1 pseudogene is annotated in these 412 nt (G+C 43.7%); it reads left to right on the top strand.

Going from position 1 to position 412, the window contains the following annotated elements:
- Positions 1-412: pseudogene (locus AVJ19_RS21315) on the top strand (hypothetical protein); the annotation flags it as partial.

The raw sequence follows: 412 nt of genomic DNA, 5'->3' as shown, positions 1-412 counted from the left end.
GACAGAAGATGGCAGCACAGTAGAATCAGCACCTGCAATCCGAGAACCAATCACAGCTGGTAGCATCACGGTTGATGTTGACCATCATGGTCAAATTACAGGTACGACAACAGAAGTTCCAGCAGGTCAAACTGTAGAATTGGTGGTGATAGGTCATGACAAAAATGGCGTAGAAATTGAAACTAAGATCACAGCAACAGTAGGTGCAGATGGTACATATCAAGCACAAGTCCCTGTTGAATTTATGGATGGTGACATTCAAGTCTTTGCTTCAACAACAGATGCAAACAACCACCCATTAACATCAAAAGACAACGAACCTGCGCTTGATCGTACACCACCAAGTGTAACGGTTGAAATCGAACCGAATGGCAACATCAAAGTTACCTTTGATCCAGATGTAGACCCAAGC

Origin of the sequence: Acinetobacter sp. CFCC 10889, from assembly GCF_003268395.1 — a bacterium.
Lineage (GTDB): Bacteria > Pseudomonadota > Gammaproteobacteria > Pseudomonadales > Moraxellaceae > Acinetobacter.
This window is presented reverse-complemented; position numbering and strand designations above follow the sequence as displayed.